The 21,685-nt window shown below is 65.0% G+C and carries 29 protein-coding genes; 9 read left to right on the forward strand and 20 right to left on the reverse strand.

The annotated features are described in order from the left end of the window. Positions 1–9: 9 nt before the first annotated feature. From NUH86_RS13115 to NUH86_RS13165, 11 genes are all read right to left on the reverse strand, one after another. Entirely contained in the window at positions 10–165 is a 156-nt protein-coding gene (locus NUH86_RS13115) for a hypothetical protein (RefSeq protein ID WP_267249908.1), read from the reverse strand. A 91-nt stretch (positions 166–256) separates the two neighbouring features. Next, on the reverse strand, positions 257–1,054 hold the full coding sequence (locus NUH86_RS13120) for an SDR family NAD(P)-dependent oxidoreductase (RefSeq protein ID WP_267249909.1): 798 nt from the start codon (positions 1,052–1,054) through the stop codon (positions 257–259). A gap of 14 nt (positions 1,055–1,068) precedes the next feature. Then, complete coding sequence (locus NUH86_RS13125) at positions 1,069–1,428, reverse strand: HesB/IscA family protein (protein ID WP_267249910.1); 360 nt, start codon at positions 1,426–1,428, stop codon at positions 1,069–1,071. After that, the gene (locus NUH86_RS13130) at positions 1,428–1,892 is read right to left on the reverse strand and encodes an SUF system Fe-S cluster assembly protein (protein WP_267249911.1); all 465 of its coding nucleotides are present in this window, start codon (positions 1,890–1,892) and stop codon (positions 1,428–1,430) included. Before NUH86_RS13130 ends, NUH86_RS13125 begins: the two co-directional genes overlap by 1 nt. Further along, a complete protein-coding gene (locus NUH86_RS13135) occupies positions 1,885–3,114 on the reverse strand; it encodes a cysteine desulfurase (protein WP_267249912.1) in 1,230 nt (409 codons plus the stop codon). Before NUH86_RS13135 ends, NUH86_RS13130 begins: the two co-directional genes overlap by 8 nt. Next, complete coding sequence (locus NUH86_RS13140) at positions 3,111–3,878, reverse strand: SufD family Fe-S cluster assembly protein (protein ID WP_267249913.1); 768 nt, start codon at positions 3,876–3,878, stop codon at positions 3,111–3,113. The genes NUH86_RS13135 and NUH86_RS13140 overlap by 4 nt, the downstream gene beginning before the upstream one ends. Then, positions 3,875–4,636: a Fe-S cluster assembly ATPase SufC gene (gene sufC / locus NUH86_RS13145; RefSeq protein ID WP_267249914.1), complete on the reverse strand. Its 762-nt coding sequence runs from the start codon at positions 4,634–4,636 to the stop codon at positions 3,875–3,877. Before sufC ends, NUH86_RS13140 begins: the two co-directional genes overlap by 4 nt. 3 nt (positions 4,637–4,639) lie before the next feature. Next, complete coding sequence (locus tag NUH86_RS13150) at positions 4,640–5,095, reverse strand: hypothetical protein (RefSeq protein WP_267249915.1); 456 nt, start codon at positions 5,093–5,095, stop codon at positions 4,640–4,642. Between the two features lie 58 nt (positions 5,096–5,153). After that, a complete protein-coding gene (sufB, locus tag NUH86_RS13155; RefSeq protein WP_267249916.1) occupies positions 5,154–6,638 on the reverse strand; it encodes a Fe-S cluster assembly protein SufB in 1,485 nt (494 codons plus the stop codon). Positions 6,639–6,651: 13 nt separating this feature from the next. Next, positions 6,652–7,062: an RrF2 family transcriptional regulator gene (locus tag NUH86_RS13160; protein ID WP_267249917.1), complete on the reverse strand. Its 411-nt coding sequence runs from the start codon at positions 7,060–7,062 to the stop codon at positions 6,652–6,654. 106 nt (positions 7,063–7,168) lie between these two features. Then, positions 7,169–7,999 carry a helix-turn-helix domain-containing protein gene (locus NUH86_RS13165; RefSeq protein ID WP_267252136.1) on the reverse strand — a complete coding sequence of 277 codons (831 nt, stop codon included), beginning with the start codon at positions 7,997–7,999 and terminating at the stop codon, positions 7,169–7,171. Positions 8,000–8,464: 465 nt separating this feature from the next. Here NUH86_RS13165 and NUH86_RS13170 point away from each other — a divergent pair, with 465 nt between their 5' ends. Continuing rightward, a complete protein-coding gene (locus NUH86_RS13170) occupies positions 8,465–9,514 on the forward strand; it encodes a quinone-dependent dihydroorotate dehydrogenase (protein WP_267252137.1) in 1,050 nt (349 codons plus the stop codon). A gap of 48 nt (positions 9,515–9,562) precedes the next feature. Then, the gene (gene ggt / locus NUH86_RS13175; RefSeq protein WP_267249918.1) at positions 9,563–11,263 is read left to right on the forward strand and encodes a gamma-glutamyltransferase; all 1,701 of its coding nucleotides are present in this window, start codon (positions 9,563–9,565) and stop codon (positions 11,261–11,263) included. A 34-nt stretch (positions 11,264–11,297) separates the two neighbouring features. Here the strand turns inward: ggt and NUH86_RS13180 are convergent, their stop codons facing one another. The 8 genes from NUH86_RS13180 to NUH86_RS13215 all read right to left on the reverse strand — a co-directional run bounded on the left by NUH86_RS13180 (position 11,298) and on the right by NUH86_RS13215 (position 14,591). After that, the gene (locus NUH86_RS13180; protein WP_267249919.1) at positions 11,298–11,792 is read right to left on the reverse strand and encodes a hypothetical protein; all 495 of its coding nucleotides are present in this window, start codon (positions 11,790–11,792) and stop codon (positions 11,298–11,300) included. A gap of 67 nt (positions 11,793–11,859) precedes the next feature. Beyond that, positions 11,860–12,282: a SufE family protein gene (locus NUH86_RS13185; RefSeq protein WP_416365369.1), complete on the reverse strand. Its 423-nt coding sequence runs from the start codon at positions 12,280–12,282 to the stop codon at positions 11,860–11,862. A gap of 107 nt (positions 12,283–12,389) precedes the next feature. Further along, positions 12,390–12,623, reverse strand: coding sequence for a hypothetical protein (locus NUH86_RS13190; protein WP_267249921.1), 234 nt, complete (start codon positions 12,621–12,623; stop codon positions 12,390–12,392). 24 nt (positions 12,624–12,647) lie between these two features. Continuing rightward, entirely contained in the window at positions 12,648–12,899 is a 252-nt protein-coding gene (locus NUH86_RS13195; RefSeq protein ID WP_267249922.1) for a hypothetical protein, read from the reverse strand. Positions 12,900–13,040: 141 nt separating this feature from the next. Next, positions 13,041–13,421, reverse strand: a complete 381-nt coding sequence (gene pspC, locus NUH86_RS13200) for an envelope stress response membrane protein PspC (protein ID WP_267249923.1) — start codon at positions 13,419–13,421, stop codon at positions 13,041–13,043. A gap of 1 nt (position 13,422) precedes the next feature. Next, positions 13,423–13,689, reverse strand: a complete 267-nt coding sequence (gene pspB / locus NUH86_RS13205) for an envelope stress response membrane protein PspB (protein WP_267249924.1) — start codon at positions 13,687–13,689, stop codon at positions 13,423–13,425. 3 nt (positions 13,690–13,692) lie between these two features. Then, positions 13,693–14,361, reverse strand: coding sequence for a phage shock protein PspA (gene pspA, locus NUH86_RS13210; RefSeq protein ID WP_267249925.1), 669 nt, complete (start codon positions 14,359–14,361; stop codon positions 13,693–13,695). Between the two features lie 38 nt (positions 14,362–14,399). After that, positions 14,400–14,591, reverse strand: a complete 192-nt coding sequence (locus NUH86_RS13215; protein ID WP_267252201.1) for a hypothetical protein — start codon at positions 14,589–14,591, stop codon at positions 14,400–14,402. 149 nt (positions 14,592–14,740) lie between these two features. Here NUH86_RS13215 and pspF point away from each other — a divergent pair, with 149 nt between their 5' ends. Then, positions 14,741–15,757, forward strand: coding sequence for a phage shock protein operon transcriptional activator (pspF, locus tag NUH86_RS13220; protein ID WP_267249926.1), 1,017 nt, complete (start codon positions 14,741–14,743; stop codon positions 15,755–15,757). Between the two features lie 38 nt (positions 15,758–15,795). Here the strand turns inward: pspF and NUH86_RS13225 are convergent, their stop codons facing one another. After that, positions 15,796–16,674, reverse strand: a complete 879-nt coding sequence (locus tag NUH86_RS13225) for a 3-hydroxybutyryl-CoA dehydrogenase (protein ID WP_267249927.1) — start codon at positions 16,672–16,674, stop codon at positions 15,796–15,798. A 182-nt stretch (positions 16,675–16,856) separates the two neighbouring features. Between NUH86_RS13225 and NUH86_RS13230 the strand changes: the two genes are divergently transcribed. From NUH86_RS13230 to pal, 6 genes are all read left to right on the forward strand, one after another. Next, positions 16,857–17,327, forward strand: coding sequence for a YbgC/FadM family acyl-CoA thioesterase (locus NUH86_RS13230; protein WP_267249928.1), 471 nt, complete (start codon positions 16,857–16,859; stop codon positions 17,325–17,327). Continuing rightward, a complete protein-coding gene (gene tolQ / locus NUH86_RS13235) occupies positions 17,324–18,043 on the forward strand; it encodes a protein TolQ (RefSeq protein ID WP_267249929.1) in 720 nt (239 codons plus the stop codon). The genes NUH86_RS13230 and tolQ overlap by 4 nt, the downstream gene beginning before the upstream one ends. Positions 18,044–18,191: 148 nt before the next feature. Continuing rightward, positions 18,192–18,656: a protein TolR gene (tolR, locus tag NUH86_RS13240; RefSeq protein WP_267249930.1), complete on the forward strand. Its 465-nt coding sequence runs from the start codon at positions 18,192–18,194 to the stop codon at positions 18,654–18,656. Between the two features lie 18 nt (positions 18,657–18,674). After that, complete coding sequence (locus tag NUH86_RS13245; protein ID WP_267252139.1) at positions 18,675–19,583, forward strand: cell envelope biogenesis protein TolA; 909 nt, start codon at positions 18,675–18,677, stop codon at positions 19,581–19,583. Further along, positions 19,580–20,929 (forward strand): Tol-Pal system beta propeller repeat protein TolB, encoded by a 1,350-nt coding sequence (gene tolB / locus NUH86_RS13250; protein ID WP_267249931.1) that lies wholly within the window; start codon positions 19,580–19,582, stop codon positions 20,927–20,929. Before NUH86_RS13245 ends, tolB begins: the two co-directional genes overlap by 4 nt. A 238-nt stretch (positions 20,930–21,167) precedes the next feature. Then, a complete protein-coding gene (gene pal, locus NUH86_RS13255) occupies positions 21,168–21,677 on the forward strand; it encodes a peptidoglycan-associated lipoprotein Pal (protein WP_267249932.1) in 510 nt (169 codons plus the stop codon). Positions 21,678–21,685: the final 8 nt, after the last annotated feature.

Here is a 21,685-nt window from a genome sequence, read left to right on the forward strand (position 1 = left end):
ACGGATACTCTAGCGGCGGGCGTCCGATCGGTAGAGGCGCTTGGCCGCGTTCACCCTGTCGATCAGGCTGGCGAGCGGGACCGGCGCCGATGCGGCCCGTTCGGGCAGGGTCAGGCCGTTGATGCGCTGCCCCAAGGCGGTGAAGGCGTGGTCGAAGCGGTCCATCTCTTTAGTCCCCGAAAAGCTGACGGGACTGCCATCGGGCACGGATGGTTAAGAAGATATTAGCGATATCCGGGCTTTGCGCCGAACCGAGTCAGAGGCAGGCGGGCAGCCCTTCGCGATAGGTCGGATAGCGGGGGGACCAGTCCAGCAGGCGCTTCGCCCGCCCGTTCGCGACGCGCCGGTTTTCGGCGTAGAAGGATTGCGCCATGGGTGAGAGCCGGGCTTCCTCCAGCGTCAGGAGCGGCGGAAGAGGCTGGCCAAGCATGGCGCAGGCGGTTTCGACCAGCCGGTTCTGCGCGCAGGGCAGGTCGTCCGAAAGATTGTAGATGCCCGGCGGTCCCCGGTGGAGCGAGGCGGCGATGCCCGCGACGATGTCGTCCACATGGGCGCGGCTGAAGACCTGATCGGGCAGGTCGATGCGATGCGCCCGCCCCTCCCGCACGCGGTCGAGCACGGAACGGCCGGGACCGTAAATGCCGGGCAGGCGGAAGCGCCGCATGTCCGGGCGCAGTGCGCCCCAACCGGCGTCGGCCCGCGCCCTGGCGGCGCGGCGGCCAAGGCGGACGGGGGTGGCTTCATCCACCCATGCGCCCGCCGCATCGCCATAGACGCCGGTGGAGGAGAGATAGCCCGTCCAGATCGCGGGCGCGGCGGCGATGGCCGCGCCGTAGCGGATGAGGACGGGGTCGGCATCGCCTTCGGGCGGGACGGAAGAGAGGATGTGGCTGGCCTGCGCGATGGCGGCGCGGACCGCGCTTTCGTCATCGAAGGCGAGCGCTTCGGCGTCGGCGGTGCGGCGGACGCCGGTGATGTGCCAGCCTTCGGCGCGCAGGCGGGCGGCCAGGCGGGAAGCGGTGTAGCCCTGCCCCAGAATGAGCATATGGGGCATGAACCGCTACCCCTTCAGACCGTGAAGCTTTCGCCGCAGCCGCAGCTACCCTTGGCATTGGGGTTGTTGAAGACGAAACCGGCGGTGAAGTCGTCCTCCACCCAATCCATGGTCGATCCGACTAGATAGAGCACCGACGCGCCGTCGATGTAGAAGGTGCCGCCGGGGGTTACGATCTTCTCGTCGAACTTCGCCTCTTCGCTTACATAGTCGACCGAATAGGCAAGGCCCGAACAGCCCCGGCGCGGCGTCGACAGCTTGACGCCGATGGCGCCTTCGGGCGCCTGCGCCATCAGGTCGGCGATGCGCCGTTCGGCGCTGGGCGTCAGGATAACGGCGGCGGGGCGGGCGCGGATCTTCGTTTCAGCAGTCATCAGAGCATTCCCAGTTCGAGCTTGGCTTCGTCCGACATTTTCTGCGGATCCCATGGCGGATCCCAGACGAGGTTCACCTGCGCATCGCCCACGCCCGGCACCGCGCCGACGCGCAATTCGACTTCGCCCGGCATGGATTCCGCCACCGGGCAATGCGGCGTGGTCAGCGTCATGGTGACGACGACATGGCCATCCCCGGTGACGTCCACGCCGTAGATCAGGCCGAGATCATAGATATTGACCGGGATTTCCGGGTCGTAAATTTCCTTCAGCGCATCGATCACGCCGTCATAGACGCTGCCGCCCGGCTCGCCCTTCGGCGTTTCGGCGGGCTTGGCGCTCAGGAAACCGTCGAGATAGTCGCGCTGGCGAGGGCCGGATTCAGCGGCTTCCTCGACACGCGCCTTGGGCGGATTATTCACCGCCTCGACCTCTTCCACCAATATCTTCCGTTCCTCAGCCATTACCGAAGATCTTCCTCACTCGTTCAATGCCTTTGACCAGAGCGTCCACATCGCCCTCGTCGCTGTAGATGCCGAAGCTGGCCCGCGCGGTCGCCTCTACGCCCAGGTGGCGCATCAACGGCTGCGCGCAGTGATGCCCCGCCCGGATCGCCACGCCCGTTTCGTCCAATATGGTGCCGACATCGTGCGGATGCACCCCCTCCACTTCGAAGGAGAGGATTCCCGCGCTGTCGTCCGGCCCGAAGACGCGCACGCTGTTCAGGCTTTCCAGCGCGGCCCGCGCCTTTGCGACCAGCGCGCATTCATGGGCATGGATTGCGTCGAGGCCGATGGACTGCACATAATCGATCGCCGCCGACAGGCCGACGACGCCGGTGATATGGGGCGTCCCCGCCTCGAACCGGGTCGGCGCGGGGGCGTAGGTCGTCTTCTCGAACGTCACCTTGTCGATCATCGACCCGCCCCCCTGATAGGGCGGCATGGCGTCCAGCAGTTCCTTCCGCCCCCAGAGCGCGCCGATGCCGGTCGGGCCGTAGAGTTTGTGCGCGGAAAAGACGTAGAAATCACAGTCCAGCGCCTGCACATCGACGGCGAGGCGCGGCACGGCCTGGCAGCCGTCGATCAATATCTTCGCGCCGACGCTGTGCGCGATGTCGGCGGCGCGGCGAACGTCGAGGACGCTGCCCAGCACGTTCGACACATGGGCGAGCGCGACCATCCTGTGCGCGGGGGTGATCATGGACTGCATGGCGTCCAGGTCGATCCTGCCGTCGGCGGTGAGCGGGACGACGTCGATCTGCGCGCCGACTTTCTCGGCCACGATCTGCCACGGGACGATATTGCTGTGATGTTCCAGCATCGAGAGCAGGATGCGGTCGCCCGCCTTCAACTGCGTCCCCGCCCAGCTTTGCGCGACGAGGTTGATGCCCTCCGTCGCGCCGCGGACATAGACGATCTCGCTGTCCGACGCCGCGCCGATGAAGCCGGCGACCTTGCGGCGGGCAGCTTCATAGGCGAGCGTCATGTTTGCCGAGCGCTCATAGACGCCGCGATGGACCGTCGCATAATCCGGGCCATAGGCGCGGGCGATGGCATCGATCACGGCATTGGGCTTCTGCGCGGTGGCGGCGCTGTCGAGATAATGCCAGTCGCCCCCTTCTCCATTCAAAAGGCCGGGGAAATCGTCTCTAAGCTTCAACGGAGGAATGGCGGGATCGGTCATACCAGCGTCTCCAGCTTGGCGATCGCGGCGGCTTCCAGCCTGTCCTTCACCGCTTCATCGGCCACATCGTCGAACACGCCTGCGACAAAGGCCTTGAGCAACAGAGTCTTGGCCGTCGCCGGGTCCATGCCGCGCGAGGCCATGTAGAACAACGCCTGGCGGTCCAGTTCGCCCACGGTCGCGCCATGGGCGCATTTCACGTCGTCGGCGTAGATTTCCAGTTCCGGCTTGGCATTGGCCGTGGCCGTGCGGTCCAGCAGCATGGCCTTCACCGACTGGAAGGCGTCGGTGCGCTGCGCGTCGCGGGCGACGTTGATGGAGCCGAGATAGCTGCCGGTGGCGTGCTGGCCCAGGATCGATCGGATCGTCTGGCCGCTGGTCGCGTCCGGCTGCGCATGGGTGACGGCGGTGATGATTTCCAGCGTCTGGTCGCCGCCGCCGATGATCGCGCCGTTCAGCTCGAAATGCGAACCCTTGCCCAGCGTGACGGTGAAGGTCACGCGGCCGAACTTCCCGCCGATGTTGAGGACGTGGAAATCGCAACGCGCGCCGTCCGCGATGTGGATCGCATAATCATGCACCGCCGCAGCCCCGTCGGCCGCATCCTGCAACAGATGGTGGCGCGCGGTTTCCCCGGCGGCGACATCGATGCGCGTCGGCGCGGGCGTCGGCCAGATGGCGGCCAGCGCGTCGAGGTCGCTGTAGCGCCATTCCTCGGCCCTGCGTGTAGGGAGGGGGCGCGTGGGAAGGGTCAGCGTGGTCACGCCGCAGCCACCTCCGCCCCGACGACATCGACATAGCCCTCGCGCTCCAGTTCCAGCGCCAGTTCGGGGCCGCCCGACTTCACGATCCGGCCCGCTGCGAGAACATGGACGAAGTCCGGCTTCACATAGTCGAGCAGGCGCTGATAATGGGTGATCAGCAGCACCGCCTTGTCCGGCTTGCGCATGATGGCGTTGATGCCCGCACCCACGATCTTGAGCGCGTCGATGTCCAGCCCGGAGTCGGTTTCGTCCAGGATCGCGAGCTTGGGGTCGAGAATGCCCATATGCACCATTTCGGCGCGCTTCTTCTCTCCGCCCGAAAAGCCGACATTCACCGGGCGCTTCAGCATCTCCATGTCGAGGCCCAGCAGGGCGGCCTTTTCCTTGGCGAGCTTGATGAATTCGCCGCCGTTCAGTTCCTTGTCGCCCCGCGCGCGGCGCTGCGAATTCAGGCTCTCGCGCAGGAATTGCAGGTTGGAGACGCCGGGTATCTCGACCGGATATTGGAAGCCCAGGAACAGGCCTGCGGCGGCGCGCTCATGCGGGTCCAGGCTGAACAAGTTCACACCGTCGAAAGAGGCATCGCCGCCGGTAACCTGATACCCTGGGCGGCCGCCCAGCGTATAGGCCAGCGTCGACTTGCCCGCGCCGTTCGGCCCCATGATCGCGTGGATCTCGCCCGCCTTGATGGTGAGCGACAGGCCCTTCAGGATCGCCTTGCCGTCGATTTCATTGGTCAGATTGTCGATCGTCAGCATCTCTTATCCCTTATGCGCGCGCTGGAGCGTCCGCGCCGTCCAGAAGGCCATGTCCCGCACGTCGCCCGGCGCGGGGAACAGCGTGTCGATATGGCGCTTGATCGGCATATAGGGCCACCAGTCGGCGCCGGGTTCGGGCGCGCCCTTTTCCAATATGCCGGTCACGAATTCGGTCACCGGACCCATGCGGGCAAGGTTGGGGGCCTTCGCCTTGTGGAACGCCTTGTCGGATTTCAGCTTCTCGGTGAAGGCGAGGTCGCCCTTCTCCAGCGCGGCGCGGCATTCGGCCTGATAGGCGTCGAGGTCGCCGAAATCCTTGGCGGCGCGGGCCTGAAGCTCGCCATCCTCCAGTTCATAATCCTCGGTCAGGATGCGGATCGCGGCGGTCCATGCCTGGCCATTGCCGACATCCTCCGCGAAATCGGCGAGGGCGTCCTGGATATCGTCTTCGTCGCTCAAAATTCTTGTCCTTGAGAGTTGGAAAGGAGAGGGGAGTTCAAGGGCTGGCCCTTGTCGATCACCCGACCGACCCCTCCAGCGAAATGCCCAGCAGCTTCTGCGCCTCTACGGCGAACTCCATCGGCAATTGTTGCAGTACTTCCCGCGCGAAGCCGTTGACGATCAGGCTGACCGCCGCTTCCTGATCCAGCCCGCGCTGCATCGCGTAGAAAAGCTGGTCGTCGCTGATCTTGCTGGTGGTCGCCTCATGCTCGATCTGGGCGGAGGGGTTGCGCACCTCTATATAGGGGACGGTGTGCGCGCCGCACTGGTCGCCCAGCAGCAGGCTGTCGCATTGGGTGAAGTTGCGCACGCCCTCCGCGCCGGGCGCGACGCGGACGAGGCCGCGATAGGTGTTGTTCGAACGCCCGGCGCTGATGCCCTTCGACACGATGGTCGAGCGCGACCCCTTGCCATTGTGGATCATCTTGGTGCCGGTGTCGGCCTGCTGCATGTTGTTGGTCAACGCCACCGAGTAGAATTCGCCCACGCTGTTTTCGCCGTTCAGCACGCAACTGGGATATTTCCAGGTGATGGCGGAGCCGGTTTCCACCTGGGTCCAGCTCACCTTGCTGTTGCGGCCCTGGCAGAGCGCCCGCTTGGTCACGAAATTATAGATGCCGCCCTTGCCGTTCTCGTCACCCGGATACCAGTTCTGGACGGTGGAATATTTGATCTCCGCATCGTCCAGCGCGACCAGTTCGACCACGGCGGCGTGAAGCTGATTCTCGTCGCGCATCGGCGCGGTGCAGCCTTCAAGATAGCTGACATAGCTGCCCTCGTCCGCGACGATCAGCGTGCGTTCGAACTGCCCCGTATTTTCCGCGTTGATGCGGAAATAGGTGCTGAGTTCCATCGGGCAGCGCACGCCCTTCGGAATGTAGACGAAGGTGCCGTCGGAAAAGACCGCGCAATTCAAAGTCGCGAAATAATTGTCGTGCATCGGCACGACCTTGCCCAGCCACTTCTTCACCAGATCGGGATATTCGCGCACGGCTTCGCTGATGGAGCGGAAGATGACGCCCGCCTCCTCCAGTTCCTTGCGGAAGGTGGTGGCGACGGACACGGAATCGAACACCGCGTCGACCGCAACCTTGCGGCTGCCCTTCACTCCGGCCAGCATTTCCTGCTCGGCGATGGGGATGCCCAGTTTCTGATAGGTCGCCAATATCTCCGGGTCGACCTCATCCAGCGAATTCAGCTCCGCCTTCTTCTTCGGCTCGGCATAATAATAGGCGTCCTGATAGTCGATCGGCGGGATGTTGAGCTTTGCCCAGTCCGGCGATTCCATCTTCTGCCACATGGCGAAGGCCTTCAGCCGCCATTCCAGCAGCCATTCCGGTTCGTTTTTCTTGGCGGAAATGAAGCGAACCGTATCCTCGTTCAGCCCCTTGGGCGCGAAATCCTGCTCGATGGCGGAGGACCAGCCATGTTCGTAGGTGGAGGCGCGGTCCGCGGCCTCCTGCGCTTCGAGATTGCGAACGGTGGTTGCTTCTTCTGTCATGCCATTTCTCGTGTCAGGCCAATTCTTGGGTCAAACTGGCGATCGTGACGCCCGCAAGCGCCGATCGAATCGCGTTGTTCGCCACATTCATATGCGGGCGGACGCGGCAGTCCTGCTCCAGCAAGCAGTCATGCGCGCCCATTTCCGTACATGCGGTCATGGCGATGGGGCCTTCCACCGCCTCCACCACGTCGGCCAGGGTGATCGCGGCGGGCGGGCGGCTGAGGCGGACGCCGCCGCCGGTCCCCCGGCTCGATTCGAGCAGGCCCGCCGCCGACAAGCGGCTCACCAGCTTCTGCGCGGTGGGCAGGGGAATGCCGGTTTCGGCGGAAAGCGTGGTCGCGTTCATCCGCGTCCCGCCGCAATGGCGGGCGGCGGCGGACATCAGCACCACGGCATAATCTGCGAAACTCGACAGCCTCATGACCTGCGTCTTTGCGAACCATTCTCAAATCGGATCGAATCAATCCGATTGCGCATGTGGTCCCGCACGCACGCGGAATCAAGGCATTTTTGCTTGGGAAGGCAGCTTAGCTGAAACGGTTGATCACGGCCACGTCTCCCCCCAGCGACCGGCGCAGCAGGGTAAGCTGCGCCACGGCGCTGGGTTCGGTCTGCAACTGATGCGGGGTCAGGCCGATGAAATGCTTGATCTCCCGAATGAAATGCGACTGGTCGTAGAAGCGCCCGTCATCGCACAGCGCCTGCCAGCTTTCATGGTCGAGCGCGATCCGCGCGCTGCACCGCAACGCCCGATATTTTCGGGCCAGCAGCTTGGGCGGGCAGCCATAATATTTGTTGGTGAGCCGGGCGAGCTGGCGCGGCGACAAGCCGGTGATGTCCGCCAGCGTCTCGATCCGCGGGGATCCTTCCCCCATCAGCCATCCGTCCACCGCCTCCAGCAGCCGCCATGTCGATTCGGGCAGCGGAACCAGCTTTTCCGCCAGGAACGACCAGCAAAGCGCCGCCATCGCCTCCGCATCGGGGGCGGCGCGCAGCTTGTCCAGCAGATCCCGATATTCCGGAATCTGGCCCATTTCCTTCACCCGGTCCGTCAATATGCTGGCGTCGCCGCCATGCAGCGCGATCCATCCCGCCGGAAGCAGGGAAATGCCGACCACCCGGCCAGGGCCGTCCAGTTCGAACCGGGTCGCGCCCAGGGTCGGCCCCAGCAGGCAGACTTCCGGCGTCCGGGCGATCGTTCCGTCATGAAAATGATAATCGCCGCTATTGTCCAGCATGAAGCGAAGTTGCGGCACGTCGGCGCGGGTCACGTCGGAATAATGATCGGCCGTTTCGGTGAAGATGTAAAGCGATCCGAAATGGGCGTTGAGTTGTCGGGGCGGCGCGAAATAACGCAACCGTACCAGTCCGTGCGCCGCATCGACGCTATAGGATAATGGCGCCTGCCCATCTGTTGCCGTAATGTTTGGCGCCCCCCCGGGCGCTTCGCCGTTACGCGACCGCATATCTCACCCCAAAGCCCAATATGCGCCATCGCGGCAAAGGTGCAAGGCCTATGCTTAATGGAATATCTCTTTCCGTACGGATGGAGTCGATGGGAAGGCGTTTTCCATAAAAATGACCCGGCGGTTTTCACCGCCGGGTCAGGAAAAGGTCTCGTCAGCCATATGGCTTAGAGCCTTCGGGTCGCGGGACTCTCTTACGTCCGAATCGGGGAAATTTTATTGGATGGATCGGACATTAGGCGGACCAAAACGGGACGAATCCCAATGAATCTTGTTAAGAAATGCCGTTCCTCCCCTACTGTTGCCGCGTTGCAACAGCGACTCGACGCGCGCCGTTCGCACTGGCATAGCGCGGCCATGTCATACAGCCTGATCCGCCCCCTGTTTTTCGCGCTGGACGCCGAGCGCGCCCATCATCTGTCCGTCAAATTGTTGCGCCTGATGCCGGTTTCCTCCGCGCCGGAACCCGATTCGATGCTGGCGCAGACGGTGGCGGGCATCGTCTTTCCCAATCCGGTGGGCCTGGCGGCGGGCTATGACAAGGAAGGGCTGGTCGCCCACAAGATGCACGGCCTGGGTTTCGGCTTTGCCGAACTGGGGACGCTGACCCCGCTGCCGCAGCCGGGCAATCCCCTGCCGCGCCTGTTCCGATTGAAGGAGGACCGGGCGGTGATCAACCGCATGGGCTTCAACAATGGCGGCCAGGCGGCGGCGGCGGAGCGGATCGCGAAGCGCAAGCGGCCCGCCAGCAACGGGCAAACCCCCGTGATCGGCATCAATATTGGCGCGAACAAGGACGCGACCGACCGAATCGCGGATTATGCGACGGGCGTGACCTGCATGGCGCCGCTGGCCGATTATCTGACGGTCAACATCTCCTCCCCCAATACGCCGGGGCTGCGGGCGCTTCAGGACCGGGCGGCGCTGGACCAGTTGCTGGGCGCGGTGATGGCGGCGCGGGGGGCGAATCGCACCCCCATTTTCCTGAAGGTCGCTCCCGATCTGGAACCGGCCGATGTCGACGACATCGCCGCCGCCTGCATCGATCACCGGATCGACGCGCTGATCGTTTCCAACACCACCATTTCCCGGCCTCCGCTGCGGTCGGCGCTGGGCGGTGAGGCGGGCGGCCTGTCGGGCGCGCCGTTGCACGACCTGGCGCTGCAAAGGCTGCGCGACTTCCGCAAGGCGCTGGGCACGCGCCTGCCGCTGATCGGCGTGGGCGGCATCGCCAATGCGGAACAGGCCTATGCCCGCGTCCGCGCCGGGGCCAGCCTGATCCAGCTTTACAGCGCGCTGGTCTATGAAGGCCCCTATCTCGCCCGGCGGATCAACGCGGGGCTGAAAAGGCTGATGGTCCGCGACGGGGTTAAGAATATCGGCGAGATAGTGGGTATCGACGCCTGATCCGTCATATGGGTTGCAGAGCGCAACGCAGCGATTAGGGTGCCGGACATGATTTCTCGCCTTTCCGGCCTGTTGGCTCCCCTCGCCCTTTACGCCCTCCTTCCCGCCCCGCTCGCCGCGCGGGAGCCGGTTTCGGTCAATGCGACCGTTTCCGCCGCCGATCCCCGCGCCGCCGAGGCGGGGCAGGAGATATTGCGCAAGGGCGGCAGCGCCACCGACGCCGCCATCGCCATGATGCTGACGCTGAATGTCGTCGAACCGCATAATAGCGGCATCGGCGGCGGCGGCTTCCTGATGCACCATGACGGGCGGACCGGCGTGCTGGAGTCGATCGACGGGCGGGAAACGGCCCCGGCGGCGGCGCGGCCCGACCGCTTCATGGGGGCGGACGGCCAGCCCCTGCCCTTCCGCCAGGCCTGGCCGGGCGGCTATTCCGTGGGCGTGCCGGGCAATTTGCGGCTGGCATGGGACGCGCATCGCAAATGGGGCAAGCTGCCCTGGGCGGAGCTGTTCCAGCCCGCCATCCGCTATGCCGAACAGGGGTTCGAGGTGCGGCAACGGCTCGACACGGCGATGAGGGCGGTGGCGCCGGTCTGGGCGGACTTTCCCGAAATCCAGAAATATTTCTGGATCGACGGCAAGCCCGCGCCGATGGGGACGATCCTGAAGAATCCGCCGCTGGCCGCCCTGTTCAAGCGAATCGCTGCGGAGGGGCCGGACGCCTTCTATCTGGGCGACAATGCCAGGATGATTGCGGAGACCGTCACCAACGCGCCGAAAAATCCGGTGCCGATGACGGAGGCTGACCTGGCGGCCTATCAGGCCAGGCCGCGCAAGCCGGTCTGCGGCCCTTATCGCGTCTATACGGTGTGCGGCATGGGGCCGGCATCGGCGGGCGGGATCACCGTGTTGCAGGTGCTGGGCATGGTCGAGCGATTCCCGCTGGCGCAATGGGGCAAGGACGATCCCCGGTCCTGGCATGTGATCGGGGAGGCGATGCGGCTCGCCTATGCCGACCGCGAGACATGGCTGGGCGATCCCGCGTTCGTGCAGGTGCCGATCGCCGGGCTGATCGACCCTGCTTATCTCAAGCGGCGCTCAGGCCTCATCAGCTTGGGCAAGGCGCTCAACGACTATCGCCCCGGCACCCCGCCGGGCGCGGAGAAGCGCACCGCCGCCCTGCCCCAGCCCGAAGCGGGCACCAGCCATTTCGTCGCGGTGGACCGCAATGGCGACATCGCCGCCTGGACATCCACCATCGAAAGCTTCTTCGGCAGCCAGTTGATCGCCAACGGCGTGATCCTGAACAATGAACTGACCGATTTCAGCTTCACGCCCGAAAAGGACGGCGCGCTGGTCGCCAACCGGGTGGAGCCGGGCAAGCGGCCTCTGTCGTCCATGTCGCCCACCATCGTCTATGACGCGGCGGGGACGCCCGTCTTCACCATCGGCGCGGCAGGCGGCAAGACCATCATCATGCAGGTCGCCAAGGCGCTGATCGCCCATTTCGACTGGGGGCTGTCCGCGCAGGATTCGATCGCGCTGGGGTTCGAATTCTTCGACAAGGACGGGCTGGTGCTGGAACAGGGCACGTCGCTGGAGGCGATGAAGGCGCCGCTGGAAAAGCTGGGACATAAGGTGTCGATCAACCGCTTCGGCCTGAAAGCCAATGCGGCGGAGCGGAAGGCCGACGGCCATTGGGTCGGCGGCGCCGATCCGCGCAGTCCGGGCGTTTCGTTGCAGGAGTAAATCTTTACTCCGTTAGCGAACCGGGATGACGGAATCAGCCCTTCAAATCCAACCCCGCCACGTTGAACTGGAAGGGGAAGGTCTTCTCGTTCGGGCCGACCACCAGATCGACCTTGATCGTCCCGGATTTCCTGATCGCATCATAGGCCTTGGCGGCGGGCAGCACCTCTATGCCGTCCTTATTCTCCGTCATCCGCCCCTTCCATTCATGGGTCTTTCCGTCATCCGTGGTGGCCGTGACGCTGCAATCGGACAGATCGCAGGCGAAGGGCGCGCCCACCAGCTTGACGGTGACGTCGGCCGCGCCCGTTTCCATCGGCTGGACCAGCAGGACGGAGAAAGTGTCCGCCGCCGTCATGGTCTGCACGCTGTTGGCGCTGCCGATATAGGCGAGCCTGGCCTTGCCGCCGGTGCCGCCCTCATATTTCCAGACCTGCCCGATCTGGTCGCGCTGGGTCGGCGCCTTGTCCTCCGGCGAGGAGCAGGCCGCGACCAGTCCCATGGCAGCCAGTGCCCAGAGGGTTCGCATCGCATATCTCCTATCCCGTCGTCATGACGGGAGGAGAACGCATCAGCGCCGCCCGGTTTCCCTCGGTTCAGCGATAGCGCGAAGCGGTTTCCCGGATCAGCGCGATCATGTTGGGAATGCCCTGGGTCCGGTTGGAACTGAGCTGGTTGCGCAGATCGAAGGGTGAAAGCGCCGATTCGATGTCGGTCGCGGCGATGGCGGCGGGCGCCTGATCCTGCACCGTCAGCAGCACCAGGGCGATGATCCCCTTGGTGATGGCCGCATTGCTGTCCGCCAGGAAATGCAGCCGTCCGTCATCCAGGACGGTGGGATAGACCCACACCGCCGCCGAACAGCCCCTGACCAGCGTCGCGTCCGTCTTGAGCGCGTCGGGCATGGGTTCCAGCGCCCGGCCAAGATCGATCAGCAGCCGATAGCGGTCGTCGGCGTCGAGGAATTCATATTCTTCGTAAAGATCGGCAAGGGCGGCGTGATCGGTCATAGCCGCCATATAGGGGGAAAATCGGGCGGGGGAAGCCGCTATAGGGCAGATGGCTCGCTGCGCTCGCACCCGCGCCCGGCCCCTCCCTGGAAAGGGAGGGGGAGCTGCATTTGCCTTTACAGATCCACGCCCGCGGCGATGGCTTCCAGCTTGCGGATGCGTTCCTTGAGGTCCGCCACCTCGATCCGCGTGGCGGCCGAGGGCGGCGCGGTGTCATCCGTCCGCCGCGTCAGTTCCGCGCGCTTCAGGTCCAGCCAGCCGTTCCAGCCGCGCAGGGCGGTCATGGCGACGATGACAAGTCCCGACAAACCCGCCACCGCCAATGTCAGAGTGATAAGGGGGTCTTGCATAATGTCCTCCCTAAGCTTCTCGCGTCAGTCGCGGTTCCGAAGCTTGTCGAATTCCCGCTCCAGCGCGGTGGAACTGTCGGTCGCCAGCCGTTCCAGCACGGCGACCCGATCCTTGAGCGCCTTCACCTCCGCGCGCAGCCGGTCCGATTCCGGATCGGGGCCGCGCTGGATGAAATCTTCGCCCTTGTGCCGGCGCACGATGCCATATTTGGCGCGCACGACGCTGGCGATGGCGGCGATCGCGACGATGGCGACGACCATTTCGAACGGATTCATCTGTCTGTCTCCCTTGCTCCGCCTTCGCGCGCCCTGGGCGGCAACCGACGCGGCACCTTCAGCTTTTCGTTTTCATGAAGTGACGCAGCCTGGTTTCGACCGGCGCCGCTATCGGTTCGATGAACGGCGTCCCCGTGCGGCTCACCGCAGGCTGTCGATCTCATTGGCCAGGCGCGTGTTGCGGCTGGTATAATAGGTTTCGATGTCGGCCAGGCGGCGGTCGATGTCGCGGAACTTGGACCGCACATCGCGGGTGGAGCGCGCCGGGTTGGTGCGCACGCCCTGCCAGAATTTCTCGTCATCGCGGTCGGCATAAAGGCCCAGCGGCTTGTTCTCCGCAAAATAGGCGACGACGAAATAAGCGATCAGCGTCCAGGGAAAGGCCCCCATCAGCGTCACCAGCACGGCGCCGACCCGAACCCAGATCACGTCGATCCCGGTATAGTCGGCAATGCCGGCGCACACGCCCATCCATTTGCCGTTCTGCTTGTCGAGATAGAATTTGGTGCGACGGGCCGTCATCTCAGTTCCTCCTGTCGAATTCATAACCATCGTCCTGCGACGGACGGGCGGGACGGAAATCAGGATTGTCGGCGGCGACGATCCGTTCGACCGTCTGCAACCGCTCCTCCAGCCGCCGGGCGAGCAGGTGGAGATCGTCCAGCAGTTTCTCATCCTCATCGGTGATCTTGGGCGCCTGTTTCCACTTGGTGACATAGTGGAAGATCAGCCAGGGCATGCCGATGAACAGCATGCCGCAGATCATGATGGGCAGGAACACGTCTTCCATGCGTCACTCTCCCTTGTTCATGCTGGCCTTGAGCGCGGCGAGTTCGGCGTCGACCTTGTCGGACGCCTTCAGCTCGGCAATCTCTTCCTCCAGCGTCTTGGGCTGCTGGCCCAGAGTTGCGGCGTCTGCGCGCCCCTCCGCCATGTCCACCCGGCGTTCCAGCATGTCGAAGCGGGCGAAGGCGTCGTTCACCTTCTCTCCGGCATAGGCTTCGCGGACGCGCAGGCGATTCTGGGCGCTTTCCATCCGGGTCACAAGGCTGTTCTGGCGGGCGCGGGCCTCACGCAGCTTGGCCTGGAGCTTGGCGATATCCTCCTCGGCGGCGTGCAGCGCTTCGTCCAGCACCGCGATCTCGTGGGAAAGCTGTTCCGCCATGTCGGTCGCCTTCTGCTTTTCGACCAGCGCGGCCTTGGCCAGATCCTCGCGATCCTTGCTGAGCGCGAGCTGGGCCTTTTCCGTCCAGCTTTGCTGCAGGCCTTCCAGCTTGGCGATGTGGCGGCGCATCTCCTTCTGGTCGGCGATGGTGCGGGCGGCGGAGGCGCGCACCTCGACCAGCGTCTCCTCCATTTCGAGGATGATCATGCGGATCATCTTCGCCGGGTCTTCCGCCTTGTCGAGCAGGTCGGTGACATTGGCGGCGATGATGTCGCGGGTGCGGGAGAAAATACCCATTTGAACTTCACTCCTGGTACGAACTTCGGGACGCGGCCTTAAGCGAGATAATGCAGGGCCGCGGGGCAATCATGGTTGGGCATTTCGCTCGCGCGCGCCGGGCCGACCGCCGAAAGGATCAGGGTCGATCCGAACAGGACGGAGGCGATGGCGACGGACAGGAACTGGCCGATTTCGCGAACGCTGTTGCTTTGCTTTTCCATGGTGAACTCCTGAACCTTGGCCTTCATCGATGTGCCGCTTGATAGGTCAGCGGCTTCGCATTCCGACTTTGCAGAAGGCGTGCCAAATTCCGGAAATGGCGGAATTGTGCCGCTTTTTGCCGATTGTACAAGAATAACGCTTGCCGAAAGGTGGGAAATTTCACCATAAGTTGGGCATGGAGAAAAACACCCAGTTCGTCGGCCAGTCGCTGGCCTTTCTGGACGCGGTCGAGCAGGCCGGACGGGCCGCCGAACTCAACCGGCCGATCCTGGTGGTCGGGGAACGCGGGACCGGCAAGGAACTGATCGCGGAACGCCTGCACCACCTGTCGCCCCGCTGGGACGAACCGCTGATCGTCATGAACTGCGCGGCGCTTCCGGAAACGCTGATCGAGGCGGAACTGTTCGGCCATGAGCAGGGCGCGTTCACCGGGGCGGCGCGGACGCGGGCCGGACGGTTCGAGGAAGCCGATGGCGGCACGCTGTTCCTGGACGAATTGGGCACGCTGTCCATGGCGGCGCAGGAACGGCTGCTGCGCGTGATCGAATATGGCGAGGTGACGCGGATCGGTGCGTCGAAGCCCATGACCGTCGACGTGCGCATCGTCGCGGCGACCAATGAGGATCTGCCCGCCGCCGCCGATGCCGGGCGGTTTCGGCCCGACCTGCTGGATCGGCTGAGTTTCGAGGTGATCACTTTGCCTCCGCTGCGGGCGCGGGAGGGGGATGTCGCGGTGCTGGCCGACCATTTCGGGCGGCGCATGGCGGCGGAGATCGGCTGGCCGCAATGGCCGGGCTTTTCCGCCGCCTGCATGGCGGAGCTGGAGGCGCATGACTGGCCCGGCAATGTGCGCGAACTGCGCAACGTGGTGGAGCGGGCCGTCTATCGCTGGAACGAACCGGGGCGGCCCATCGCGGCGATCATGTTCGATCCCTTCGCCTCGCCGTGGAAACCCAGGCCGCTGATGGCTGCGAAGGTCGAGACCATTACACCGCCTTCGGCTGCACCCGCGGCCAACGGCCATGACGCGATCACCGACCTTAAATCCGCCGTCGACGCGCATGAGGCCGCCATCGTGCGCGCGGCGCTGGAGCGCTATCGCTATAACCAGCGCGCCACGGCGAAAGGATTGGGCCTGACCTATGACCAGCTTCGCCATTGCATGAAGAAGCATGGGTTGAGCGCTGGGTAACTCCCCTCCCGCAAGCGGGAGGGGGAACTATCTCCTGTTTACCTCGTCGGAACGGGTTCCGCGCCGGAATAGTCGTAGAAGCCCTTGCCCGTCTTGCGGCCGAGCCAGCCTGCCTCGACATATTTCACCAGCAGCGGCGCGGGGCGATATTTGGGGTCGCCCGTCGTCCCCTGCAGCACCTTGCAAATCTCCAGGCAGGTATCCAGGCCCACGAAATCCGCCAGCGTCAGCGGCCCCATGGGATGGTTGAGGCCCAGCATCACGCCCTTGTCGATGTCGACCACGCTGCCCACGCCCTCACCCAGCGCGAAGATCGCTTCGTTGAGCATCGGCAGCAGGATGCGGTTCACCACGAAGCCCGGCGCGTCGAAGGCGTGGACCACCTGCTTGCCCAGGCTGGCGGCGAAGCCCTCCACCGCCGCGACGGTTTCAGGGCTGGTGGCGAGGCCGCGAATGACCTCCACCAGCGCCATCACCGGCACCGGATTGAAGAAATGCACGCCCACGAAGCGGCCCGCATCCGGGGCTGCCTGCGCCAGCCGGGTGATCGGGATGGAAGAGGTGTTCGACGCCAATATCGCATCATCGGCCAGCAGCGCGCCGACATTGGCGAAGATGGTCCGCTTGATCTCTTCCCGCTCGGTCGCGGCCTCGATCACCAACTGGCAGGCGGCCAGCGGCGCGACTTCGCCCACCGGGGTGATGCGGGCGATGGCGGCGTCGGCGTCGGCCTGCGCCAGCTTGCCCTTTTCCACCGCCTTGGCGAGCAGGCGGATGATGCCGTCCCGGCCCTTTTGCGCGCGGGGCAGGTCGACGTCCGACAGGATCACATCATAACCCGCCTGCGCCGCCACCTGGGCGATGCCCGCGCCCATCTGGCCCGCGCCGATCACGCCCACGGTCCGAATATCCGTCATTGCTGAAACTCTCCTGCGCTGAATCGCTCTTCGCCTGCCCCCGTAGCGTGATGGCGGGCGGACCGCCAGAGCTTCCACGCGGCGCGAAAGCGGACGGAAAGCCCCGGACAGTCGGCGGAGCGCTGATCTTTCTGCGATTTCCGGCTTTGCGCCGCGCCTGCTTGATGGTTAAAAGCCCCGGCATGTCCGTTTCAGACTTGCTGCCCGCGCCGGCAACCGGAAGGTTCATCGACGCCGCGCATCACTTTCCGTTGCGCGTCTATTTCGAGGATACCGATCTTTCGGGGCTGGTCTATCACGCCAATTATCTGCGCTATATGGAGCGGGCGCGGTCGGACATGCTGCGCATCGCCGGGATCGACCAGCGCGGCAATCTGGAGGGGGGAGAGGGCGTCTATGCCGTCACCGACCTCCAGTTGCACTATCGCCGCCCGGCGAAGCTGGACGATGACCTGATGGTGGTGAGCCGCGTCACGAAAGTCGGCGCCGCTTCATGTTCCATTCATCAGACGGTCATGCGCGATGAGGAAATACTGACCCAAGGCGACGTTTCCGTCGCCTTTCTGACACCCCAGGGCCGCCCGCGCCGGCAACCAAAGCCCTGGATCGACATTTTCAGCCGTTTGATGAGAGGGGAAGACATCAACCCATGAGCCTTTCGATGCCCGACGTTGGCCTTGCAGTCGGCACCGCCGCGCAATCCGCCACCATTTCGCCGCTGGCCCTGTTCCTTCAGGCCGACATCGTCGTGAAGGTGGTGATGCTGGGCCTGCTGCTGGCCAGCATCTGGACCTGGGCGATGATCATCGGTTTCAGCTTCACGCTGCGCAAGGCCAGCAGGCAGAGCGCCGCCTTCGAACGCGACTTCTGGAAGGCGGAGGATATCGACCGCTTCTACGAGGCGCGGGGCAAGTCCGAATTCCCCGCCGCCAAGGTGATGGCCGCGGGCGTCACCGAATGGCGCCGGTCGACCGCGCAGAAGGTGATCGACCGCGACGGCACCCGCGACCGCCTGTCCACCGCCATGACCAGCACCATCGGCGCGGAGGTCGACCGGCTGTCGGACCGGCTGAACATCCTGGCCACCATCGGGTCGGTCGCGCCGTTCGTCGGGCTGTTCGGCACGGTGTGGGGCATCATGCGCGCCTTCACCAGCATCGCCGCCGAGCAGAACAGCAGCCTTGCGGTCGTGGCGCCGGGCATTGCGGAGGCGCTGTTCGCCACCGCCATCGGCCTGTTCGCGGCGATCCCTGCGGTGATCGCCTATAATCGCTTCAGCCATGGCATCAACCGGATGGAATCCGGGCTGACGCGCTTTGCCGACAATTTCTATTCGACGCTGAGTCGCGAGCTGGAGGCGCAGCGGTGACGGCCATCTCCCTCCCGTTCGGCCTGAGCTTGTCGAAGGCCACCGCTGAGCCGCAGGGCAAGCGCCTTCACTTCGTTCAGGCATGGGCTTCGACAGGCTCAGCCCGAACGGAGATAGGTGGCGCCAGCCATATTGAAGGGCGCTTCTGATGGCCATGTCCGGTCCTCCATCCGGCCGCCGCGGACGCCATCGCGCGCCGATGGCGGACATCAACGTCACGCCTCTGGTCGACGTCATGCTGGTGCTGCTGATCATCTTCATGGTGACCGCGCCGCTGCTGGTGACCGGCGTGCCGGTGAACCTGCCCGAAACCCGCGCCAAGGGGCTGGACCAGGACCAGAAGCCGACCGTGGTCTCCGTCGACCGCGACGGCGGCGTGTTCATCGACGATGCGCAGATCAGCGATGCCGAACTGCCCGGCCGCCTGGCCGAGATCATGTCCGCCAACGCGGGCAAGGCAGAGCCGCCGCAGATATTCCTGCGCGCCGACAAGGGGCTGGATTATGGCCGTGTGATGCTGGTCATGGGTGAGTTGAACCGGGCGGGCCTGAACAAGGTCGCGCTGGTCAGCACCGGGGCCGAGGACGCTGCCGTAAGCAGCGGTTCAGAATAGGGGCCATAGGTCTTGGCAATGGATCGCGCGGAGAAAATCGGCCTTGGCGTGGCGACGGCGGGACATGTGCTGCTGTTCGGCCTGCTCTCGTCCGGTTTTCTGGCCACTCCCAACCCGCTCAAGCTCCATTCGCCGCCGATGGACGTCAGCCTGGTGGACGAGGTGGCGCTGAAATCCATGGCGCCGCGGGTGTCGACCCAGCCGCCCCCGCCCAGCGTTGCGCCGGAACAAGGCCCGACCGAGGACGCCGCGCCCGCGCCGGAGCCTGAACCCGCGCCAACGCCCGCCCCGCCCCCGCCCAAGCCTACGCCGCCCAAGCCGGTGGCAAAGCCCGCGCCCGCCAAGCCGACGCCCGCGCCGCCGAAAAAGGACGTGCCCGCCGCCAGGCAGAAGCCCAAGCCCGCGCCGGAAAAACCCAAAGCCGCCGCTGCCGTGCCCGCCAAAGCGTCGCAGAAGCCCGCTGCCAAGCCCAATTCTCCTGCCCGCGCCTCGGGTGAGGGCAAGGCGGACAAGCCCAAGGGTTCGCTGCTGGGCAAGGATTTCCTGAAAGGCATCGATGCGGAGGACGACGCGCCGCGCAAACCCGCGCCGCCGCCCGCCGCGGCCATGGGACCGGCGCAGAAGGCCGCGCTGGACGCGGAAATCCGCCGCCAGCTCAAGCCCTATTGGAAATCGCCGAGCGGCGCGGATATCGAGCAGCTTCGCACCTATGTCGACGTGCAGCTCGCCCGCGACGGATCGCTCGCGGGACAGCCGCAGGTCTTCAACACCACCGGCATCACCGCCAGCAACCGCGCGCAGGTGACGCTGCATCAGGAACTGGCGGTCAAGGCGATCCGCCTGGCCGCGCCCTTCAAGCTGCCGCCCGCTCTTTACGACGGCTGGAAATCCCTCCGCATCTCCTTCGACAAGAGGCTATCGCAATGACCCCATCCTTCAGGACAGGAAAAGCCCGATCCGCCATTGGGGCCGCGCTGGGGGCGCTGCTGCTGGCGTTCGCGCCCGCCGCTTCGGCGCAATTGAGCGTCGACGTGACCGACGAATCCTCCTCCAATCTCAAGATCGTCGTCCCCGCGCTGCCCGCGCAGGCGGAAGTTTCGACGCCCGCCGGTGGCTCCACCGAACTGGGCCGCAAGATCGCCGAAGTGATCGCGTCGGACCTCAAGGGTTCCGGCCTGTTCGAACCCTCCGGCCCCAGCGGCATCCCCACCATCGCCTTTCCCGAAGTCACCAGCCCCGCTTATGACAAATGGGGCGCCTATCAGGCGCTGGTGCAGGGCTTCGTGCGCACCACAGGGGGGGAGGCGGACATCACCGTCGGCTGCTATCTCTACGACGTTGCGCTAAAGCAGGAACTGACGCGGCAGGGCTATGTCGTCGCGCCCCGCGACTGGCGGCGGGCCGCGCATAAATGCGCCGACGCCATCTATGCGCGCCTGTCGGGCGAAAGCCCCTTCTTCGACAGCCGCATCGCCTATATCGCGGAAAGCGGCCCCAAGGGGAACCGCACCAAGCGGCTGGCCATCATGGATTCGGACGGCGCCAACCACCGCTTCATCACCAACGGACAATCGATCGCGCTGACCCCGCGTTTCTCGCCCGATTACAAGTCGATCGTCTATGTCAGCTATCTGAACAACCGGGTGCGCATCTATGTCTATGACATCGGCACGGGCAAGCAGCGGCTGGTGACGGAGAGCAACAACCCGACCTTCGCGCCGCGCTGGTCGCCCGATGGCCGCAACATCCTCTTTTCCATGGCGATCGCGGGCAATACCGACGTCTATCGCGTCTCCGCCAGCGGCGGCGCGCCGATGCGCCTGACCACCGCGCCGGGCATCGATGTCGGCGGCAGCTTTTCGCCGGACGGCCGCCAGATCGTGTTCGAAAGCGACCGGTCGGGCAGCCAGCAGGTCTATGTGATGAACGCCGACGGTTCGGGCCAGCGCCGGATCAGCCATGGCGGCGGCCGTTATGCGACGCCGGAATGGAGTCCGCGCGGCGACCTGATCGCCTTCACCAAGATTTCGGGCGACTTCAAGATCGCGGTGATGACGCCCACGGGCGACAATGAGCGCATCCTGACCAATGGCTGGCAGGATGAGCAGCCAAGCTGGTCGCCCAATGGCCGCGTACTGCAATATTTCCGCACCACGCCCGGCCGCGACGGGAACAGCCAGGTGTGGCAGGTCGACCTGACCGGCGTGAACGAACGGCGGATTCCGACGCCGCTCAGCGGGTCCGACCCGGCCTGGGGTCCATTGCTGCCCTAGGATGTGCGGCCATCCAACTCAGGGCGGGCTGCAAATGGCGGCTTTCTGCGCTTCCGGTGCTCACGTACTGAAGTATGCTGCGTCGAAACGAGTCACGCGCCTCGTTTCGAGGTTCTCGGAATCCACCATTTTCGCTCCACCCTGAGCTGGATGGCCACACATCCTGTTCCGCATTAATCCGGAACCGAAACGTCCCGACTGCGTAACGACTTTAGAATATGTGTTGAGGAGCAACCCGATGAAACTTTCCCGTACCCTGCTGGTGGCGACCGCCATCGTCGCTCTCGCCGCTTGCTCCAAAAAGGCGCCGAAGGAACTGCCGCCTCCGCCCGCCGACACCTCCACCCAGACCACCGCTCCCGCCACGCCGTCCGGCCCGGTCAAGGGCAGCCAGGAAGATTTCGTCGCGTCGGTATCGTCGGACCGCATCCTGTTCGACACCGACCAATATGATGTCGACGCGCAGGACCAGCAGATCCTGCAGAGCCAGGCCGCCTGGTTGCAGCAGAACCCCAATGTCCGCGTGACCATAGAGGGCCATGCCGACGAGCGCGGCACCCGCGACTATAATATCGCGCTGGGCGAGCGCCGGGCCAATGCGGCGAAGAATTACCTCGCCTCGCTGGGGATCGACGCGGGCCGCATCACTACCGTCAGCTATGGCAAGGAACGCCCGGCCGCGCTGGGTTCGGACGAGGCCGCCTGGGCGCAGAACCGCCGCGCGGTGACGGTCACCGTCCAATATTGACGGCTGAT

The sequence above is a fragment of the Sphingobium sp. JS3065 genome (assembly GCF_026427355.1).
Taxonomy (GTDB): domain Bacteria; phylum Pseudomonadota; class Alphaproteobacteria; order Sphingomonadales; family Sphingomonadaceae; genus Sphingobium.